Origin of the sequence: Metapseudomonas otitidis (assembly GCF_900111835.1) — a bacterium.
In the GTDB taxonomy this organism is placed as follows: domain Bacteria; phylum Pseudomonadota; class Gammaproteobacteria; order Pseudomonadales; family Pseudomonadaceae; genus Metapseudomonas; species Metapseudomonas otitidis.
The window spans coordinates 1-16,946 of the sequence record NZ_FOJP01000028.1 but is presented as its reverse complement, the minus strand read 5'-3'; the positions used below and the strand labels follow the sequence as shown (position 1 = coordinate 16,946).

Here is a 16,946-nt window from a genome sequence, read left to right as displayed (position 1 = left end):
TGCAGGGATGAAAAAAGGCCTCCCGAAGGAGGCCTCTCGAAACGTGCCGCTGGTGCGGCACGCTGCCTGGGCAGGCGACTGGATCAGACGCTGTAGTACAGGTCGTATTCCAGCGGGTGCACGAAGGTGCGCACCTTGATCTCTTCTTCGCTCTTCAGCTCGATGTAGGCATCGATGAAGTCGTCGGAGAACACGCCGCCCTTGGTCAGGAAGGCACGGCCCTTGTCCAGCTCTTCCAGGGCTTCCTTCAGGCTGCCGCACACCTGCGGGATCTCTTTCGCCTCTTCCGGCGGCAGGTCGTACAGGTTCTTGTCGGCGGCATCGCCGGGGTGGATCTTGTTCTGGATGCCGTCCAGGCCGGCCATCAGCAGGGCTGCGAAGCACAGGTAGGGGTTGGCAGCCGGGTCCGGGAAGCGCGCTTCGATGCGGCGGGCTTTCGGGCTGTTGACGTACGGGATGCGGATCGAGGCGGAACGGTTGCGGGCGGAGTAGGCCAGCATGACCGGGGCTTCGAAGCCGGGCACCAGACGCTTGTAGGAGTTGGTGGACGGGTTGGTGAAGCCGTTCAGCGCCTTGCCGTGCTTGATGATGCCGCCGATGAAGTACAGGGCGGTATCGGACAGGCCGGCATAGCCTTCGCCCGCGAAGGTGTTCTTGCCATCCTTGGAGATGGACATGTGAACGTGCATGCCCGAGCCGTTGTCGCCGTACAGGGGCTTCGGCATGAAGGTCACGGTCTTGCCGTAGGCGTCGGCGACGTTGTGCACGCAGTACTTCAGGGTCTGGACTTCGTCAGCCTTGGCAACGAGGGTGTTGAACTTCACACCGATCTCGTTCTGGCCGGCGGTGGCCACTTCGTGGTGGTGAACTTCGACCACCAGGCCCATTTCTTCCAGGGCGTTGCACATGGCGGTACGGATTTCGTGGTCGTGGTCGACCGGCGGTACCGGGAAGTAGCCGCCTTTCACGCCCGGACGGTGGCCCTTGTTGCCGCCTTCGATGTCGGCGTCGGTGTTCCAAGAGGCCTGCTCGGAGAAGATCTTGAACATGGAGCCGGAGATGTCGGACTTGAACTTCACTTCGTCGAAGATGAAGAACTCGGGCTCCGGACCGACGAATACGGTGTCACCGATACCGGTGGACTTCAGGTATTCCTCGGCGCGACGGGCGATGGCGCGCGGGTCGCGGTCGTAGCCTTGCATGGTGCTCGGCTCGATGATGTCGCAGACCAGGATCAGGGTCGGCTCTTCGGTGAAGGGGTCCAGGACGGCGGTGCTGTCATCCGGCAGCAGGATCATGTCGGAGGCTTCGATACCTTTCCAGCCGGCGATGGACGAACCGTCGAACATCTTGCCGTGTTCGAAGAAATCGTCGTCGGCGTCACGGGCCGGCATGGTCACGTGCTGCTGCTTGCCTTTGGTGTCGGTGAAGCGCAGATCAATCCACTTCACGTCGTGTTCTTTAATCAGTTGAAGCGACTTCGACATGTTGTCCTCCAGGTGGATGAGGGCGGCATTCATGCGACCCCCAATAAAGGTGAAGCCGGGGCGGGATAGTCCGCCAGGGCGACCTGCCTCACAAGGGAGCAATTTGCGTGCCAGTGCCCAGGAATGGGCCGGAGCCCCACAGCTCAGGCGGGGCGGGGACTGCGGCCGGTTTGTGCACAGTTTTGCGCACCATAAACGTGCCGGTTTGATGTGTCGTGCACCTTATTGGTGCTCGATTGTGGTGCGTGATTGATTTTGGTCAAAGCTTGAACAATTTCCGCTATAATCCGCGCCCCTCTTTTTCCGTCGCCTTTGCGGGCGCAGTTTTTCCATGAAACTCATCATCAAGGTCTTCCCAGAAATCACCATCAAGAGCCGGCCGGTGCGCAAGCACTTCATCCGCCAGCTCGCGAAGAACATCCGGTCCGTGCTGCGCGACCTCGACCCGGATGTCGAGGTGTCTGGCGTCTGGGACAACCTGGAGCTGGTGACCCAGTGCACCGAGCCCAAGCTGCTGGCCGAGATGATCGAGCGCCTGAGCTGCACGCCGGGCATCACCCATTTCCTGGAAATCAACGAATACCCGCTGGGTGATTTCGACGACGTCTTCGAGAAGTGCAAGCTGCACTACGCCGACCAGCTGCCCGGCAAGATCTTCGCCGTGCGCTGCAAGCGTGCCGGCAAGCACGGCTTCAGCTCCATGGAGCTGGAGCGCCACGTCGGCAGCCGCCTGCGTCGCGAATGCGGTGCCGCCGGCATCTCGCTGAAGAACCCGGAAGTGGAAGTGCGGATGGAAGTGCGCGACCAGCGCCTGTTCGTCATCCACCACCAGCACGAAGGCCTCGGCGGCTACCCGCTGGGCTCCCTGGAGCAGACCCTGGTGCTGATGTCCGGTGGCTTCGACTCCACCGTCGCTGCCTTCCAGATGATGCGCCGCGGCCTGATGACCCACTTCTGCTTCTTCAACCTCGGCGGCCGTGCCCACGAAGTGGGCGTGATGGAAGTGGCCCACTATCTGTGGGAGAAGTACGGCCGTTCCCAGCGCGTGCTGTTCATCAGCGTGCCCTTCGAGGAAGTGGTCGGCGAGATCCTCGGCAAGGTCGACAACAGCCAGATGGGCGTGGTGCTCAAGCGCATGATGCTGCGCGCCGCCACCCACATGGCGAAGAAGCTGCACATCGACGCCCTGGTGACCGGCGAGGCCATTTCCCAGGTGTCCAGCCAGACCCTGCCCAACCTCTCGGTGATCGACTCGGCCACCGACATGCTGGTGCTGCGCCCGCTGATCGCCAGCCACAAGCAGGACATCATCGACACCGCCACCCGCATCGGCACCGCCGAGTTCGCCAAGCACATGCCCGAATACTGCGGCGTGATCTCGGTGAACCCCACCACCCGCGCCAAGCCGGGCCGCATCGAGCACGAGGAAGAGCAGTTCGACATGGCCGTGCTGGAGCGCGCCCTGGAGCGCGCCCGCCTGGTGGCCATCGACCGCGTGATCGACGAGATGGGCCAAGACCTGCAGGTGGAGGAAGTGCGCGAAGCCTTGCCGGGGCAGATCATCCTCGACATCCGCCACCCCGACGCCCAGGAAGACGAGCCGCTGGCGCTGGAAGGCATCGACGTGCAAACGCTGCCCTTCTACGCGATCAACAGCCGCTTCAAGGACCTGGACGCCAACCGCCAGTACCTCCTGTATTGCGACAAGGGCGTCATGAGCCGCCTCCACGCCCACCACCTGCTCAGCGAGGGGCATACGAATGTGCGCGTTTATCGCCCGGCTTAAACAGCCCGGGCTCTACGGCGGCAGCATCCGTCACCGCCCCCCCGACCGGCGGCCGCGCCGAATCGACTGATCTTCATACAGGCCGCCTAGACTCAGCGGCACACCGAATCCCCTGATCGAGATACACCCGTGATCGAAAAACTGCGCAACATCGCCATCATCGCCCACGTCGACCATGGCAAGACCACCCTGGTAGACAAACTGCTGAAGCTCTCCGGCACCCTCGACCGCAAAGAAGCGGAATCCGAGCGCGTGATGGACTCCAACGACCAGGAGAAAGAGCGCGGCATCACCATCCTGGCGAAGAACACCGCCATCAAGTGGAACGGCTACAACATCAACATCGTCGACACCCCCGGCCACGCCGACTTCGGTGGCGAGGTGGAGCGCGTGATGTCCATGGTGGACTCCGTGCTGCTGGTGGTCGACGCCCAGGACGGCCCCATGCCGCAGACCCGCTTCGTGACCCAGAAGGCCTTCAAGGCCGGCCTGCGTCCGATCGTCGTGGTCAACAAGATCGACCGTCCGGGTGCGCGTCCTGACTGGGTCATCGACCAGATCTTCGACCTGTTCGACAACCTCGGCGCCACCGACGAGCAGCTCGACTTCCCGATCGTCTACGCCAGCGCCCTGAACGGCATCGCCGGCCTCGACCACGAGAAGATGGACGACAACATGGACGCCCTGTTCCAGGCGATCATCGACCACGTCCCGGCCCCGGTGGTGGACACCGAAGGCCCGTTCCAGATGCAGATCTCCCAGCTGGACTACAACAGCTTCCTCGGCGTGATCGGCATCGGCCGCATCGCCCGCGGCAAGATCAAGACCAACACCCCGGTGGTGGCCGTCAGCGACGACGGCAGCAAGCGCAATGGCCGCGTCCTGAAGATCATGGGTCACTCCGGCCTGCAGCGCGTCGAAGTCGCCGAAGCCGAAGCCGGTGACATCGTCTGCGTCAGCGGCATGGACGAACTGTTCATCTCCGACACCCTGTGCGACCCGCAGAACGTCGAAGCCCTGCCGCCGCTGACCGTCGACCAACCCACCGTGAGCATGACCTTCCAGGTCAACGACTCGCCCTTCGCCGGCAAGGAAGGCAAGTTCGTCACCAGCCGCAACATCAAGGACCGCCTGGAGAAGGAACTGCTGCACAACGTCGCCCTGCGCGTCGAAGCGGGCGATTCCGCCGAGAAGTTCAAGGTCTCCGGTCGTGGTGAGCTGCACCTGTCCGTACTGATCGAAACCATGCGCCGTGAAGGCTTCGAGATGGGCGTAGGCCGTCCGGAAGTGGTGATCATCGAGAAGGACGGCGAGAAGCAGGAGCCCTACGAGAACGTCACCATCGACATCGAAGAGCAGCACCAGGGCTCGGTGATGGAGCAGATGGGCCTGCGCAAGGGCGATCTGACCAACATGATCCCCGACGGCAAGGGCCGTGTACGCCTGGAATACACCATCCCGGCGCGTGGCCTGATCGGCTTCCGCAACAACTTCCTGACCCTGACCTCGGGCACCGGCATCCTGACCTCGACCTTCAGCCACTACGGCCCGATCAAGGCCGGCGAAGTCACCAACCGTCAGAACGGCGTACTGGTCTCCATGGCCACCGGCACCGCCCTGACCTACTCGCTGGAAACCCTGCAGAGCCGCGGCAAGCTGTTCCTCGCCCCGGGCGACGAGATCTACGAAGGCCAGCTGTGCGGCATCAACAGCCGTGACAACGACCTGGTGATCAACCCCACCAAGGGCAAGAAGCTCGACAACATGCGCGCTTCCGGCAAGGACGAAGTCATCGCCCTGGTTCCGCCGATCAAGTTCACCCTGGAACAGGCGCTGGAATTCATCGCCGACGACGAACTGGTGGAAGTGACGCCGAAGTCCATCCGCCTGCGCAAGAAAATGCTGAACGAGAACGACCGCAAGCGCTACGAGCGCAGCAAGGTCTGATCTCCGATCAGTAACTGAAAAGCCCCCGCCGGAGCGATCCGGCGGGGGCTTTTTGTTATCGGCTGCCAGATACGGAAATTTCCATAGGTTCGGTCGGACGTCTTGCTGTTTGTTGGCACTTTGCCTGCTGTTTTCATTGCCGCTCTCGATCATTCAATCGTTCAGGAGCGGCACGGCGTGCGGAGTTGGACATTATTTCCCTTCTTGTGGGGATGTTGGTGGCCCTTGCAGGTTGCCCTCGCCGCCGATCCCGTGGTGCCGTCCCCCGGCGACCGCGACCTGATCCGCGACCGTCAGGAACGGCTGCTGGAAGAGCAGCGCAAGCGCCTGCAGGAACTGCAGCAACTGCCCGGCCGTGCCGAGCCGGTGGCGCCCAGCCAGCCCCAGGCACAGGGTCCGTGCTTCGACATCCAGCGCATCCGCCTGCAGGGCGTGCACCTGATCAGCGAGGTGCGCCAGCGCGAACTGCTCAAGCCCTTCGAACACCAGTGCCTGGACAGCGGGCGCCTCAACGACCTGCTCAAGGCCATCACCCAGCACTACATCGACCGCGGCTACGTCACCTCCCGCGCCTACCTGCCGCAGCAGGACCTGGCCGACGGCGAACTGGACGTCATCGTCGTCGAAGGTCGCCTGGAGGGCGTTGAAGGCTCGGCGATCGCCAGCGACCGCGAACTGGCCCTGGCCTCCCCGGCGCAGACCGGCGAGCCGCTGAACCTGCGGGAGCTGGAGCAACTGGTGGAGCAGATCAACCGCCTGCCCTCGCGCCCTGCCGAACTGGAACTGGTGCCCGGCAGCGAAGTGGGCGGCAGCCGCGTCCAGCTCAAGGGCGAGCCCGGCAAGCCCTGGCGGGTCGGCGTCAACCGCCACAACGACGGCCAGCGCAGCACCGGCGAACAGCAGTGGGGCGCCAGCCTGGAATGGGACAGCCCCCTGGGCCTGGCCGACCAGCTCAGCCTGCGCGCCGGCGGCGACGCCGTCAGCGACCGCTGGCGCCACTCCGCCAACCAGAGCTTCTCCTACAGCCTGCCGTATGGCTGGTGGAGCTTCAGCTACGCCTACAGCCAGAGCTACTACCGCACCCGCACCCAAGGGCAGGGCTTCCCCTTCGTCTCCGACGGCGAAAGCAAGACCCACCAACTGCGCGCCGACCGCGTCCTGCACCGCGACAGCGTCAGCAAGACCGGCCTCAGCCTCGGCCTCGCCCACCTGGAAACCCGCAACTACATCGAGAACGCCCTGCTGGACAGCTCCAGCCCGCGCATCACCGAAACCCAGCTGGGCTTCAACCACGGCCGCCGGCTCGGCAGCGCCTTCGTCAACCTCGACCTCGGCTGGCAACAGGGCATCGGCGCCCTGGACGCCAAGAACAGCCGCATCGACGGCAAGAGCGGCACCAACGCCCGCTACGACAAATACAGCCTCACCGCCAGCTACCTGCAGCCTTTTCAGCTGCTCGGGGAAAACCTCAGCTTCGACAGCCTCATCAACTACCAGCGCAGCGAAGACGAACTCAACAGCCCCCAGCGCATCAGCATCGGCGGCCTCAGCTCGGTGCGCGGCTTCAAGGACCAATCCCTGTCCGGCAACAGCGGCGGCTACTGGCGCAACCAACTGCGCTGGACCCGCCCCGTGGACTGGGCCCCCTTGCAGCCCTTCGTGCGCCAGTACGGCCTCGCCTTCGCCTACGACCTGGGCCAGATCCAGGGCGACCGCAACAACGCCCGCAGCCATGGCCGCCTGAGCGGCAACGCCCTCGAATTCAGCGCCCGCGGCCCGAACCTGGCCGTCTCGCTCACCTTCGCGCGGTCCCTGGAACGCCCTGACGTCATCGAACGCCAGGAGCACCCGATCTACGCCCGCATCGACCTGTTCTACTGATTTCGCGTTACCCGGAGCCCCACCACATGGACGTTCGCAGCCCCTTCTTCCAGAACATCGCCACCGTGCTCATCGGCGTCATGTTCCTCAACCCCATCGTCAGCACCGCCGCCGACCTCGCCGTGGACGCCGCCGCCGGCGGCAACACCAGCCTCGGCGCCGCCGCCAACGGCGTACCCGTGGTCAACATCGCCACGCCCAACGGCAACGGCCTGTCGCACAACAAATTCAGCGACTACAACGTCGGCGAACAGGGGCTCATCCTCAACAACGCCACCAACAAACTGCAGAGCACCCAACTGGGCGGCTACATCCTCGGCAACCCCAACCTCAACGGGCGCGCCGCCGGCGTCATCCTCAACGAAGTCACCGGCACCAACCCCAGCCAGCTCAAGGGCTACACCGAAGTGGCCGGGCAGGGCGCCCACGTCATCGTCGCCAACCCCCACGGCATCACCTGCGACGGCTGCGGCTTCATCAACACCCCCCGCGCCACCCTCAGCACCGGCGCCCCCGTGGTCGAGAACGGCGCCCTCAAGCGCTACGACGTCGACGGCGGACAGATCCGCATCGAAGGGCAGGGGCTCAACGCCAGCAACGTCGACCAGTTCGAACTGATCACCCGCAGCGCCCAGATCAACGCCGAACTGCACGCCCGGCAACTGGCAATGGTCACCGGCCGCAACGACGTCGACGCCACCACCCTCGCCGCCACCGCCAAGGCCGACGACGGCACCGACAAACCCCAACTGGCCATCGACAGCAGCGCCCTGGGCGGCATGTACGCCGGCGCCATCCGCCTCGTCGGCACCGAACAGGGCGTCGGCGTCAAACTGGCCGGCGACATGGCCGCCAGCGGCGGCGACATCCAGATCGACGCCAATGGCAAGCTGACCCTCTCCCAGGCCGTCGCCAGCCGGGATATCGCCCTCAAGGCGCAATCGATCGAACTGGGCAACAAGACCTACGCCGGCCGTAACGTCAAAGCCGAAGCGGCCCAGAGCCTGACGCTGGAAAAAGACCGGAGCCTGGCGGCCGGCGCGCAGATCGACCTGAAGGCCGAGCAGCTCGGCAACCAGGGCGTGATCGAAGCGGGGGTCAATCGCGACAACAGCCGCAACACCACGGGTGATGTGAAGCTCAGTGGCGGCTCCCTGCGTAACCAGGGCACCGTGGTGGCCAGCCGAGACCTCGAGGCTGCGCTCACCGGCACGCTGGATAACCGCGCAGGTGCCATCAGCGGCAAGGCCAACACCCGGGTGGCGGCCAAGGCGCTGGACAACCGCGACGACGGCCTGCTGCTGTCCAAGGGCAGCGTCACGGTGGATGCCGAATCACTGGACAACCGCAAGGGCGCGATTGCCGCCGACCAGTCCCTGAACATCAAGGTCGCCCAGCGCCTGGACAACCAGGGCGGCGAGCTCTCCAGCCGAGCAGCGACCACCATTGACGCCGGACAGCTGGACAACCGGGGTGGCCAGCTCAGCGCAGACCGCACCCTGACCGTCAGCGCCGACGCGCTGGACAACAGTGCAAAAGGCACCTTGAGCAGCCGCGGCAGCCTGGTGGTGCAGAAGGCGGCCCTGAATAACCAGGGCGGTACCGTCGTTGCCGATCAGCGCGTGGACATCACCGGCCAGCGCCTCGACAACCGGGGTGGCGTGGTCAGCAGCAAGGGCGATGCGAGCATTGCGGTAGAGGGCGTTCTGGACAACGCCGGGCCGGGCCGTGTCGTGGCCGAGGGTGCGCTCCAGGTCACTGCCCGCGAGCTGCGCAACAGCGCCGCCGGCCAGGTGGGGGCAAAGGGTGATGTCGAGATCAAGGTCGACACCCTTGCCCAGCAGGGCGGCGAGTTGCTCAGTCAGGGCCATTTGAGCCTCGAAGCACGGCAGCTGGACAACCTCAGCGGTGGCCTGATTGCGGCTCGCCAAGGCATCGATGTGCGCGTCAGCGAGCGCCTGCGAAACAGCGGCGGAGAAATCTCCACCCAAGGCCAGGCCGACATCCGCACCCAGGCCACAGCCGGACAAGCCCCCGCCGTACTGGACAACAGCCAGGCCGGCCTTATCTCGGCCGACCAGGGCCTGACCCTCACCGTCCAGCGCCTGCTCAACCACACCAAGGGCGTACTGACCGCACGTGATCGGCTGGTGGTCCGGGGTGAAAGCCTGGACAACAGCGCCGGTGGCGTGGTCAACGGGCAGGGCAGTCTGGGCCTTACCCTCCAGGGCGGGCTGGTCAACCAGCAAGGCCTGATCACCAGCACCGCCGGCCTGCACCTCGAGGCGGCCAGCCTCGACTCCAGCCAGGGAGGCGAAGTGTCCTCCAAGGGCGACCTGAGCCTGAGCGTGGCTCGCCTGATCCAGCAGCAGGGCCGCCTGATCGGCGAAGCCGCCGTGCACCTGGACCTGCAAGACGGCGACCTGGACAACCGTGGCGGCCTGCTCAGTGCCAAGGGGCCGCTCACCCTCGAACACCTTGCCAAACTGGACAACCGGGGAGGCGAGCTATCCAGCCGCCAGGGTTACAACCTGACGGCGCAGGCCATCGACAACGGCGACCAGGGCAAGCTGATCAGCACGGGCCAGCTCGGCATCGACCTGGGGCAAGGCGCGCTGCGCAATGCCGGAGCCGGACTGGTCTCCGGCTGGAAAGGGCTGACGGTCAAGGCCGGCAGCCTCGACAACCGCAGCCAGGGCACCCTGTCCAGCCGTGATGGCGACCTGCAGATCACCCTGAGCGGCGCGCTGGACAACCGCGATGGCGGTGCCCTGGTCGGCAAGGGCACGGTCTCGGTCGACGCACAGAGCCTGGACAACCGCACAGGGGGTGTCGTCTCCAGCGTGGGCGATCTCAACCTCACGCTCGCCGATACCCTCGACAACCGCACCGGCCAGATCAGCAGCCAACAGGCGGCCAGCATCCACGCCAACCGCCTGGACAACAGCGCGGGTGAGCTGACCAGCAAGGCCGCAATGACCCTCTCCCTGACCGGGCAGTTGCTCAACGCGCAAAAGGCCCGCCTGGCCAGTGGCGGCCCGCTGGTGCTCCAGGCTGCCGCCCTCGATAACCGCGGCGGCAGCCTGATCAGCCAGCAGCTGATGAAGCTGACCACCGGCGACCTGAACAACGCAGTTGGCACCCTGGCAGCCCGCAATGGCCTGGACCTGCTGCTCAGCGGCGTGCTGGACAACAGCGCCGATGGCCTGGTGCACAGCCAGGAAGGTCTCATCGACCTGCAGGCGCAACGCCTCGACAACCAGGGCGGCAACCTCAGTGGCCAGCAGGGCGTGGTCGCCAGGCTGGAGGGCGCGCTCAACAACCGCAGTGGCCGCATCGAAACCGCACAAGGCGAGCTGGACCTGCACAGCGCGGGCGACCTGGACAACCACGGTGGCGTCCTCAACAGCGTGCAGGGCGGGCTGACCGCCACCAGTGGCGGAGCGTTCGACAACGCCTCGGGCACCGCCCAGGCGCAAGCCGTGACCGTCACCGCCAAGGCCCTGGACAACCAGGGTGGGCATCTCTCTGCACTCAGCGGCGAAACCCGCATCGACCTGGGCACTGGCACCCTCCAGAACCAGGGGGGCGGCCTCTACGCCCACCAACTGCTGAGCGTGATCGCCGGCGATTTCGACAACCGGGCCGACAGCGGAGGCGAGGGCGGCAAGGTGGCCGCCGAGCGCATCGACTTCACCCTGTCCGGCGCCCTGCGCAACGGCAACGGCCTGCTCGAAAGCAGCAGCACCCTGCGCCTTGCCGCCGCTCGCATCGACAACCAGTACGGCCGCCTGCGGGCACTGGGCCAGGCGGGGAGCACCCGGATCCTCGGCAGCGCGCTGGACAACCGCAACGGCACCCTGGAAACCGCCAACGCCGAACTGGCGCTGGACGTCGATGACCTCTACGGCACCGGCGGCAGCATCGTCCACACCGGTGCCGGGCGTTTCGGCCTCAGCACCGCCCAGGTCATGGGCGGCGGGGGCAACCTCAGCACCCAGGGCAGGCTGAACCTCAGCGCCAGCAACTGGACCAACAGTGGCGTGCTGGAAGCGGACCAACTGGTCCTCGACATCGGCACCTTCACCCAGACCGCAAGCGGCAAGCTGGTCGCACGACAGTCCTTCAGCGGCAGCGGGGAGAACTGGACCAACCACGGCGTGCTCGCCAGTGACGGCAGCTTCACACTCAACCTGAGCGGCGCCTACACCGGCCAGGGACAGCTCTCCAGCCTGGGCGAGCTGACCCTGAACACAGGCAGCCTCGATATCGCCAGCAGCGCCCGGATCGCAGGAGGCGCGGCCAGCACCCTCACCGTCGGCGGACTGCTGGCCAACCAGGGACGCATCACCTCTGCCGGCAGCCTGACGGCCCGCGCCGGCACCCTCGACAACTACGGCACCCTCGGCAGCGCCGGCCTGCTGCGCCTCGAGACGCCATCGCTGCTCAACGAAAAAGGCCTGATCTTCAGCGGCGACGACATGGCGTTGCGGGTCAAGCGCTTCACCAACCGCTATGCCGATGTGTACAGCCTGGGGGCCTTGAGCATCGCCAGCAATGACCAACTGGCACGCAGCGACCTGCTCGAGAACCTGTCCGCTACGCTGGAAAGCGCCAAGGACATGCGCCTGGCTGCAGCCACCCTGCTGAACGCCAAGGACGAGTTCGCCATGGAGGGTAAGCTGCTTTCGGCCCGGGCGTACCTGATCTGCGTTCAGCACTGCAAGAAGAGCTGGGGCAACAAGCGTGGCCAACTGACCCTGAACGAAGAATGGGCGGCGGTCATCTCCAAGGACTCGCCTGCGGGCCAGATCCTGGCAGGCGCCAACCTGCAGATCGAAGGTGATCAGGTCACCAATCGCTACAGCACCCTGTCCGCCCGCGACGATATTGCCATCAAGGCCAGTGACATAAAGAACATTGGCGCCCAGGCCATGTCCGGGAGCGTGCAGAAAGTCATCACCGCCAACACCAAGGAATCCAACAGGGTCTACAACGGCCACCAGGCACGCGTACAGAGCTTCATGGTCCAGCACGGCACGGCTGCCACCTTCAGTGAGGCCGCCTACCTGGCCATGAAGGCGGGCTTCAGCCCGGCCTACTACGTGGGAATCGATGCGCCTATCAACGCCTCCGGAAATGGGCAGGTGCTCGCACCCGCAGTGATCCAGGCTGGCGGCAACGTCACCCTCCAGGCCAGCAATAACCTGGACAACCTGCAAACCTACCCGAACACCGCCATCAACCATGGCCAGGCCCGCGGGGCAGATGTCTCGCTGAACCGAGCCGCACAGCCCGTGGTCGTGCTGAATGCCCAGCTGCCGCCCGACCAGCAGCAACGGCAGGTCAACCCGCTCACCCTGCCTGGCTTCGTCCTGCCGCAAGGTGATAACGGGTTGTTCCGCCTGAACACCCAGGCAGCCAATGACGATGGCGCCAGCCAGGCGCAAAGCCTCGCCAACAGCGGCGGCTGGCAGGTGCAGGGCAGTCAGGCTGCAGGCAGCAACCCGACGGATACCGGCACACGAGTCCCCTCGGGGGTTGGCCAGGTCTCCCTGGGCGAGGTGCCCGTCAAGGGCCACAAGTACCTGATCGAAACCAACCCGGCTTTCGCCGATCTGACGCGCTTCCTCAGCTCCGACTACCTACTGGGCAAGCTGGGATATGACCCGGACAAGGCCCAGAAGCGCCTGGGCGATGGCCTTTACGAACAGCGATTGATCCGCGAGGCAGTGGTGGCTCGTACGGGCCAGCGTTACCTCGCCGGTCTAGGCAGTGATGAAGCACTGTTCCGCTACCTGATGGAAAACGCCATCGCCAGCAAGCAGGCGCTCAACCTCGCCCTGGGCGTGAGCCTGAGTGCCGAGCAGGTCGCGGCCCTGACCCACGATATCGTGTGGATGGAAGAGCACGAAGTACGGGGCGAGAAGGTCCTGGTGCCGGTGCTCTACCTGGCCCAAGCACAAGGCCGCGTGGCACCTAACGGCGCCCTTATCCAGGGCCGTGATGTCACCCTCATCAGCGGCGGCAGCCTGAACAACCAGGGCACCCTGAAGGCCAGCCAGAACCTCAGCGCCAGTGCCGTCAACCTCACCAACAGCGGATCGATGCAGGCCGGTGAACGCCTGAGCCTCCTGGCCACCGAGAGCATCCGCAATGCCCAGGGCGGGATCATTGCCGGGCGTGATGTCTCGGTGAAAGCCCTCAGCGGCGACATCATCAATGAGCGCAGCGTCACCACCTTCGAGTCCGGCGCAAGCAACTACACCTACCGCAAGGACTACGTCGACGGTGCTGCGCGTATCGAAGCCCTCAACGACCTGGACCTGGGGGCAGGACGCGATGTGCAGAACGTCGGTGGCGGCCTCAGCGCGGGGCGAGACCTGCGGATCGATGCCGGTCGGAACCTGCTCATCGTCTCGGCCGAGCAGCACGACCTGAGCACCCAGAAGAACCGCAAGGGCAGCAGCCGCCGCGAGCAGATCACGCAATACGGCTCCGACGTCAGCGCCGGGCGTGATCTGACCTTCTCCAGTGATCGCGACCTGGCCGTGGTAGCCAGCCGCGTGAAGGCCGGCGAGGATCTGGCCGTAAAATCCGACGGCAACGTCCTGATCGGCTCAGCCGCCAATGAGAGCCACTACGAATCCCACCGCAAGAGCCGCGGTAAGAAAGAGAATATCGAGCAGAGCCGGGTGACCCAGCAGGGCGCTGAACTCATCGCTGGCGGCAATCTATCGGTGAAGGCCGGCGAAGACCTGGGCGTCGTCGCCAGCCAGATCAAGGCTGGCGACGAGGCCTACCTGTACGCCGGAGGCGATCTCGAGCTGCTGGCTGCGCAGAACAGCGAATACAGCCTCTACGACAAAAAGAAGAAAGGCAGCTTCGGCGCCAAGAAAACCCGCCGCGACGAAGTGACCGACGTACGCAACGTCGGCAGCCAGATCACCAGCGGAAGCGACCTGACCCTTGCCAGCGAAGGCGACCAGCTCTACCAGCGCGCCCGCCTCGAGAGCGGCGGCAACCTGACCTTGGACAGCGGCGGCGAAATCGCCTTCGAAGCGGTGAAGGACCTGCACCAGGAGAGTCACGAGAAGAGCAAGAGCGACCTCGCCTGGAACTCCATGAAGGGGAAGGGCAGCACGGACGAAACGTTGTTGCAAAGCCAGCTTATTGCCCAAGGTGAAATCGTCATCAAGGCGGTTGAAGGCTTGAAGATCGACATCAAGCAGATCGATCAGAAGACTGTCAGCGAGACCGTGGACGCCATGGTGGCCGCTGATCCGCAACTGGCCTGGCTGAAGCAGGTCGAGCAGCGCGGCGATGTCGACTGGCGCCGGGTGAAGGAGATCCATGACTCCTTCAAGTACAGCCATTCGGGGTTGGGTGCAGGGGCACAGTTGGTTATTGCGATTGTAGTGGCCTATTTTGCGGGGCCGATGCTTAGTCAGGGTATTGGTTCTTTAGGTGGTGCCAGCGCTGCAGCGGGTTCAGGAACTGCAATGGCTGCATCAGGAACAGCTACTGCGTCGGCTGTGGCTGCTGGTGCTACTGCGGGATCAACAGTTGCGGCCGGCTGGGCCAACGTAGCGCTTACAGCAGCGGCTACGGGTGCAACCAGCAATGCAGCTATCAGCACCATCAATAATCAGGGCAATCTCGGGGCAGTGCTGAAGGATGTGACCTCCAGCGATAACCTAAAAGGCTACGCTACCTCGGCGATCACTGCTGGCTTCACATCGGGGATGCTGGACAGTGCCTTTGGGGTTAAGGGCGATAACATCAATAAAGTCACTAAAGGCTTTGATCTGAGCAAGGCCAGTGATCTAGCCAAGTTCGGCTCCTATCTCGGTGCACAGGGGGCGGTGCAGGCCATCGCGCAAACGGCGATCCAGGGTGGCAGCCTTGGCGGCAACCTGCAAACAGCCTTGACTAGTCAAATGCAGCACCTACTGCAGGCGGGAGTCTTCAAAGGTGTGGGCGACTTTGCAAAAGACGCCAGCTGGGCTGACGGCAGTCCCGCGAAAATCGCTCTGCATGCAGTCATGGGTGGTTTGCTCAGTGAGGCGACGGGGGGCGACTTCAAGACAGGTGCGCTGGCTGGAGGTGCCAACGAACTGCTGATCGAACAGCTTGCCGGTGTGATCAAAGGTGACAAAGGCCTGGAGCTGATGGTGTCGCAACTGATCGGTGTTGCGGCAGCCACTGCCACTGGCGGCGATCCAGCCAAGGCTGCGGAGCTGGCGAAGAATGCGACGGCGTATAACCGGCAGTTGCATGATGATCAGATCAAACTCATCCAGACACTGAGCGATGATCCTGAGAAACAAGGCCAGTTAAAAGCCGCACTGTGTGTCATGCAAAACTGCGATATCAATGGGTTGGGGGGCTATGACGCAAATGGGCAGGCCATTTATGAGGCAGGTATACAGCTTCGGGCCAGCAACCCAGAGTTATTTGCGCAGCTAAAGAACGAAATAAATAGCGCAGGATTGCTCAGCGGAAAGTTCGTCTACAACCCAGGCGGCATTGATTTCGCAAAAGATAGCTTAGGCAGAGAGTGGAATGACAAGACACGGGCGCTCGGAAAAGCGTGGGACACCGCGAAACAAAAACCGGATGATCTTGGTGATGTTGCTAAAGGTGTAGCTAAAGGTTTGGCCAGCAGTGTTAAAGGCGGGCCGCAATATCCGATTGACAATGCCGATGAAGCACAGGGTGCGATCCTTGCCAATGCAGCTTTGGTGGTGGCGCCAGTTGTCAAAGGTGCCGGAGTTGGCTCACTCAATGCGATGGGGCGGGCGTGGGAACGCGGTAAAGTGCTCAATGCGGGTGAAATTGCCATGTCCAGTGGTGGCAATATCTCGGCACAACAAGTCACTCGTGTGGGAACTCCAGCAGGATTGAACACAAAAGAGATAAATGCGTTGAGCAAACTGGACTCACTGAGCAGCGGCGCAGCAGGTGTGGTGCGAGAAACGGTCTCCAACAGCTATTTTGAGCGCAATGGTTTTAAAGCGCTTGATGGTAAGTGTGGGACCAACTGCTTTGATGGAGTTTATATCAAGGGTAATCAGGTGATCGTCAATGAGGTGAAGCCGCTGCAGGCGAATGGTTCGATTAAGTTGAGCAGTGGTAATGAAGGAACTGGATTGAAGACACAAATGTCCGATGACTGGATAAAAAGTCGGATTCAGGCACTCAGAGATACAAAAGATCCGGTTAAGGTAAAAGTGGCAGATCAAATCTTGGCAGCCAAAGAAGCAGGAAAGCTAACGACCGTTGTTTCTGGTGTTAACAGCAACGGCATGGTCATCGTGAAGGTGAAGCCATGAGCGAAATCAAGGAAACGCGTGAAGAGTGGCTAACTAGCGTTTTGGCCATTTTGCATGATTCGACGAATGAGCGGGTGCACCGATATCTGAATGAGTATCACAAACTCAAGAAGGGATCTGTTCTTCGAAACATTGCACCACTCTTGGAGTTTCGAGGGTTGAAGTCCTATTTTATTGATGATGACTTGCGTGGCCTAAAGCAGAGTTTCTATGTTTACTGCAAACTCTTGATGGCCGCTGAGCAGGAGGCAGAACCTTGCGGAGATGCCTTTGCTGGTTACGAGTCATTTTTGTATGGCTTGCTCAGCGACAGCCCAGAAATCTTCGACTGGCTGACCCATGCTGAACTCAAAGAAAAAGATGACGTCAAGACGCCGCATTTCCATTGGCATCAATTCCAACTGGTGCTTCGCCGTGACGACGAAGCTCTGCGCCAAACCATCGCCGTAGTGGCCAAAAAAGGCCGCAAACATGACAAAGCACTTGCTCAAGCTGGGCAAGATTTTTTCT

General features: G+C 63.2%; 6 protein-coding genes. 5 read left to right on the top strand and 1 reads right to left on the bottom strand.

From position 1 onward, the window contains the following. Nucleotides 1-83: 83 nt before the first annotated feature. Nucleotides 84-1,487 (bottom strand): glutamate--ammonia ligase, encoded by a 1,404-nt coding sequence (gene glnA, locus BM198_RS27115; protein WP_044405511.1) that lies wholly within the window; start codon nt 1,485-1,487, stop codon nt 84-86. A 331-nt stretch (nt 1,488-1,818) separates the two neighbouring features. On the opposite strand from glnA, the gene thiI reads away from it, so the two are divergent. The 5 genes from thiI to BM198_RS29960 all read left to right on the top strand — a co-directional run. Continuing rightward, on the top strand, nt 1,819-3,273 hold the full coding sequence (gene thiI / locus BM198_RS27105; protein ID WP_074973827.1) for a tRNA uracil 4-sulfurtransferase ThiI: 1,455 nt from the start codon (nt 1,819-1,821) through the stop codon (nt 3,271-3,273). Nucleotides 3,274-3,402: 129 nt separating this feature from the next. Next, on the top strand, nt 3,403-5,220 hold the full coding sequence (gene typA, locus BM198_RS27100) for a translational GTPase TypA (RefSeq protein WP_044405428.1): 1,818 nt from the start codon (nt 3,403-3,405) through the stop codon (nt 5,218-5,220). A 225-nt stretch (nt 5,221-5,445) separates the two neighbouring features. Next, a complete protein-coding gene (locus tag BM198_RS27095) occupies nt 5,446-7,101 on the top strand; it encodes a ShlB/FhaC/HecB family hemolysin secretion/activation protein (RefSeq protein WP_244165744.1) in 1,656 nt (551 codons plus the stop codon). A 122-nt stretch (nt 7,102-7,223) separates the two neighbouring features. Next, complete coding sequence (locus tag BM198_RS27090; protein ID WP_167368497.1) at nt 7,224-16,436, top strand: two-partner secretion domain-containing protein; 9,213 nt, start codon at nt 7,224-7,226, stop codon at nt 16,434-16,436. Beyond that, on the top strand, nt 16,433-16,946 hold a 514-nt coding region (locus BM198_RS29960), incomplete at its 3' end, for a hypothetical protein (protein WP_139233719.1). The genes BM198_RS27090 and BM198_RS29960, both read left to right, overlap by 4 nt.